Below are 3830 nucleotides of genomic sequence, written 5' to 3'. Positions count from 1 at the left end.
GGCCGAGCGGCTGCGCGAGCTGCTCGCCCCGCCGCCACCCGCGCGCCGGGCGACCCGTCCGACCCGCGGGTCGGTGGAGCGCCGGCTGCGGGCCAAGCGCGAGCGCGGCGAGACCAAGCGGCTCCGGGGGGACACCACCGACTGAGACGACGACGGCCGCAGCCCGTGGGCTGCGGCCGTCGTTCGCGTCGTGCGGTCAGCGGACCGCGCGGCGGCGTCCGGCGGAGCCGGCGTAGATCGAGACGAGCACGGCCGCCACGACGACCGAGATGATCAGCCGGATCCAGTCGATGCCGCCGGTGTTGCCGCCCATGAAGCCGTCACCGGTGATCAGGCCCCAGACGAAGTAGCCGACCAGCGCGCCGACGATGCCGAGCACGACGGTCATCAGGACGCTGATGTGCTGCTTGCCGGGCAGGACGAGCCGGGCCAGGACGCCGATGACGGCGCCGAAGACGATGGTTCCGAGGATGGTGCCCATTGCGCGTTCCTCTCCGGGGGCTCGGGGCCTCCAGTCAGGCGAGGGGGCCGCTCCCACGTGCGGGCCCCTGGTCCTCGGAACGCTCCCACCGCAGGCCCCCGGCCGCATCCCGAGATGCGGACGCCGGAGGGCCTGCGGCCGGTGGTCGGCGGGTGCGGCTCAGCTGCCGAAGCCCACCCGGCGCGACTCCTCGGCGCCGATCTCGACGTACGCCAGGTTCGCGGTGGGCACCACGAGGACGCGGCCCTTGTCGTCGACCAGCTCGAGCGTCGCCGAGCCGCCCGCGAGGGCGTCGGCCACGGCCGCCTTGACCTCGGCCGGCGACTGCGCCGACTCGAGCACCAGCTCACGGGTCACGTGCTGGACCCCGATCTTGACCTCCACGCTGCTCCTTCGTCGTGCTTCTCGGTCGTGCTCTGGTTCGTGCTCCGGTCCGTTCCGGTCTGCTCGGGGAACGACGGGCGTCAGCCCGGCTGTTCCCCGTCGGTCTCCGCCGTGGGCGAACCCGTGAGCGGGAAGGCCCTGATGCCGCGCCACGCCAGCTGCGAGATGAGCGCGGCCGCCTGCTCGCGCGGCACCGGCCGGCGCTCCTGCAGCCAGGCGCGGGCGCTGACCTGCGCCATGCCGGCGAGGGCGACGCCGAGCAGCTGCGCCTGCGCGCGGTCGAGCCCGGCGTCCTCGGTGATGATGTCGGCGATCGCGGCCGAGACCGTCTTCTCGACCAGGTCGACCCGGTCGCGCACCAGCGGGTCGTTGGTGAGGTCGGACTCGAAGACGAGGCGGAACGCGGCGTCGTCGCGGTCGACGAACTCGTAGTAGGCCGAGATGGCCGCCGCCACGCGGTCCTTGTTCTCGGGGTGCGCCCGCATCGCGGCGCCGACGCTGGCCACCAGCTCGCCGTTGTGCATGTCGAGGATCGCGAGGTACAGCTCGAGCTTGCCGGGGAAGTGCTGGTACAGCACCGGCTTGCTGACCCCGGCCCGCTCGGCGATGTCGTCCATCGCGGCGGAGTGGTAGCCGTTCTCGACGAAGACCTCCTGCGCCGCGACGAGCAGCTGCGCGCGCCGGGCGCTGCGGGGCAGCCGGGCGCCGCGCGAGCGCGTGTCCTGGGTGGTCATGGTCCTCCTCGGGGTCGGCTCAGCCTACCGACGGGTACGCCGTGACATCCTCGGGACGTGCGACGCGTCCCCTCCCGCCGCGCCCTGGCGGGTGCGCTGGCCGCCCTCGTCGTCCTCCTGGCGGGCTGCGCCGAGGAGGAGCCGCCGCGGGCCGCGGCGTCCCCGGACGCCACCACCTCGGCGATCCTGCAGGGCGAGGGGCTGCTGGGCGACGCCGTGCTGGGCGACGGCGCGACGCCCGCGGCCCCGGCCCCGGCACCCACCGCCGACCCGGCGTCGCCGGACGCGCTCGCCGGCCTGCTCTCCCACGACGTCCCCGACAGCGGCGACGGCACCCAGGTGGTCGTGCCGGGCGAGGTGCCGGCACCCGCGGGCGAGCGGCCGGTGACGGTCGCCGTCGCGGTCGAGGGCGGCGTGCCCGTCGACGGCACCGCGTTCGCCGCGTTCGTGATGACCGCGCTGAACGACCCGCGCGGCTGGGTCAACGAGGGCTACGTCTTCGGGCGGACGGGCGACGCCGCGGCGGCCGACGTCACCGTCGTGCTGGGCAGCCCGGCGATGGTCGACCGGCTCTGCCGCCCGCTCAAGACCTACGGCAAGGTCTCGTGCCGCAACGGCGGCGTGGTCGCGCTCACCCACTACCGCTGGGTGGGCGGCACCGCCGACTACGCGGACGACCTCACCGCCTACCGCTCGTACCTGGTGAACCACGAGGTCGGGCACTTCCTCGGCAAGGGCCACGTCGGGTGCCCGGGCACGGGCGCGGTGGCGCCGGTGATGCTGCAGCAGACGCTCGGGCTGCAGGGCTGCGCCCGCAACCCCTGGCCCTACCCGTGAGGCGCCGCAGATGAGGGGCGTGCCGTCCGAGCTGGCCGAGGACGTGCTCGACCTGGTCGCCCGCATCCCGGCGGGGCGGGTCCTCACCTACGGCGACGTCGCCGAGCTGGTCGGGCGCGGCGGCCCGCGCGGCGTCGGCTCGGTCATGGCGCGCTACGGCGGCGGCGACCTGCCCTGGTGGCGCGTGCTGCGGGCGGGCGGGCTGCCGCCCGTCGGCCTCGAGGAGCGGGCGCTGCGCGAGTACCGGCGCGAGGGGACGCCGCTGCGCTCCGCGGGCGACCGGGTCGACCTGGCCCGGGCGCGCTGGCGGCCCTGACCGCACGAGCGCGCTGCCGGCCCCCGTGGTGCTGTCGGCGCCGTGTGGTGGGATCGGCACGTGCCGCCGACCGACCACGCCGCCCTGCGCCTGGTCCGTCGTCCGGCCGCGGGTGCCCAGGTGCCCGACCTCGACCCCGTGCAGGCCGAGGTGGTGGCGCGCCGGGCCGGCAGCGGTCCGCTCGTCGTCGTGGGCGCGCCGGGCACCGGCAAGACCACGACCCTGGTCGAGGCGGTCGCCGCGCGGGTGCACCGCGACGGGCTCGACCCGTCGTCGGTGCTCGTGCTCGCCCCGAGCCGCGTCGCCGCGGCGGCGCTGCGGCAACGGGTCTCGGCCCGGCTGTCGGGTCCCGGGCCGGTCGCGGTCGGCGAGCCGCTGGCCCGCACGCCCGCGTCGTACGCGTTCGGGCTCATCCGCCGCTCCGCGGTGCGCGCGGGCGACCCGAGCCCGCGGCTGATCTCCGGCCCGGAGCAGGACGCCGTGCTGCGCGACCTGCTCGAGGGGCACCGCGAGGGTGAGGGCACGCCACCGGAGTGGCCGTCCGCCGTGCGACCTGCCCTGGCGCTCAGCGGGTTGCGCGCCGAGCTGCGCGAGCTGCTGATGCGTGCGATGGAGCGCGGCCTCGGTCCCGACGGGCTGGCCGAGCTCGGCCGCCGGCACGGCCGCCCGGAGTGGGAGGCCGCGGCGACGCTGCTCGGCGAGTACCTCGACGTCACCGCGCTGCGCTCGCCCAGCTCGTTCGACCCCGCGGCGATCGTCGACGAGGCGGTCTCGCTGCTGCGCGACGACGCCGCCCTGCTCGCCGCCGAGCGCGAGCGCTGGCGCCTGGTGGCCGTCGACGACCACCACGAGTCGGTCGAGGCCACCTCGCGGCTGCTCGAGCAGCTCTGCGGGCGCGGCGCCGACCTGCTCGTCACCGGCGACCCCGACGCCACGACCGGGGGCTTCCGCGGCGCCGACCCCGGTGCGGTCGCCGCCGCGTCGTCGCGGCACCGCCGGGCCGACGGCGCCGAGGCGCCCGTCGTCGTGCTGCCCACCCGGTGGCGCAGCGGGCCGGCCGTCACCGAGGTCTCGCGCC

At 76.7% G+C, this 3830-nt stretch carries 6 protein-coding genes; 3 read left to right on the top strand and 3 right to left on the bottom strand.

The annotated features are described in order from the left end of the window. Positions 1 to 196 precede the first annotated feature (196 nt). The 3 genes from ACYVKY_RS21825 to ACYVKY_RS21815 all read right to left on the bottom strand — a co-directional run bounded on the left by ACYVKY_RS21825 (position 197) and on the right by ACYVKY_RS21815 (position 1599). Positions 197 to 481: a GlsB/YeaQ/YmgE family stress response membrane protein gene (locus ACYVKY_RS21825; protein WP_460437091.1), complete on the bottom strand. Its 285-nt coding sequence runs from the start codon at positions 479 to 481 to the stop codon at positions 197 to 199. A gap of 159 nt (positions 482 to 640) precedes the next feature. Further along, positions 641 to 865, bottom strand: coding sequence for a DUF3107 domain-containing protein (locus ACYVKY_RS21820; RefSeq protein WP_460437090.1), 225 nt, complete (start codon positions 863 to 865; stop codon positions 641 to 643). 80 nt (positions 866 to 945) lie between these two features. Further along, the gene (locus ACYVKY_RS21815) at positions 946 to 1599 is read right to left on the bottom strand and encodes a TetR/AcrR family transcriptional regulator (protein ID WP_460437089.1); all 654 of its coding nucleotides are present in this window, start codon (positions 1597 to 1599) and stop codon (positions 946 to 948) included. A gap of 57 nt (positions 1600 to 1656) precedes the next feature. Here ACYVKY_RS21815 and ACYVKY_RS21810 point away from each other — a divergent pair, with 57 nt between their 5' ends. The 3 genes from ACYVKY_RS21810 to ACYVKY_RS21800 all read left to right on the top strand — a co-directional run. Beyond that, positions 1657 to 2436, top strand: coding sequence for a zinc metalloprotease (locus ACYVKY_RS21810; RefSeq protein ID WP_460437088.1), 780 nt, complete (start codon positions 1657 to 1659; stop codon positions 2434 to 2436). Between the two features lie 10 nt (positions 2437 to 2446). Next, complete coding sequence (locus tag ACYVKY_RS21805) at positions 2447 to 2752, top strand: MGMT family protein (protein WP_460437087.1); 306 nt, start codon at positions 2447 to 2449, stop codon at positions 2750 to 2752. A 60-nt stretch (positions 2753 to 2812) separates the two neighbouring features. Further along, positions 2813 to 3830 (top strand): UvrD-helicase domain-containing protein (locus tag ACYVKY_RS21800; RefSeq protein WP_460437086.1); only part of this gene is annotated, 1018 nt, incomplete at its 3' end.

The organism is Angustibacter speluncae, from assembly GCF_054777815.1.
This window is presented reverse-complemented; position numbering and strand designations above follow the sequence as displayed.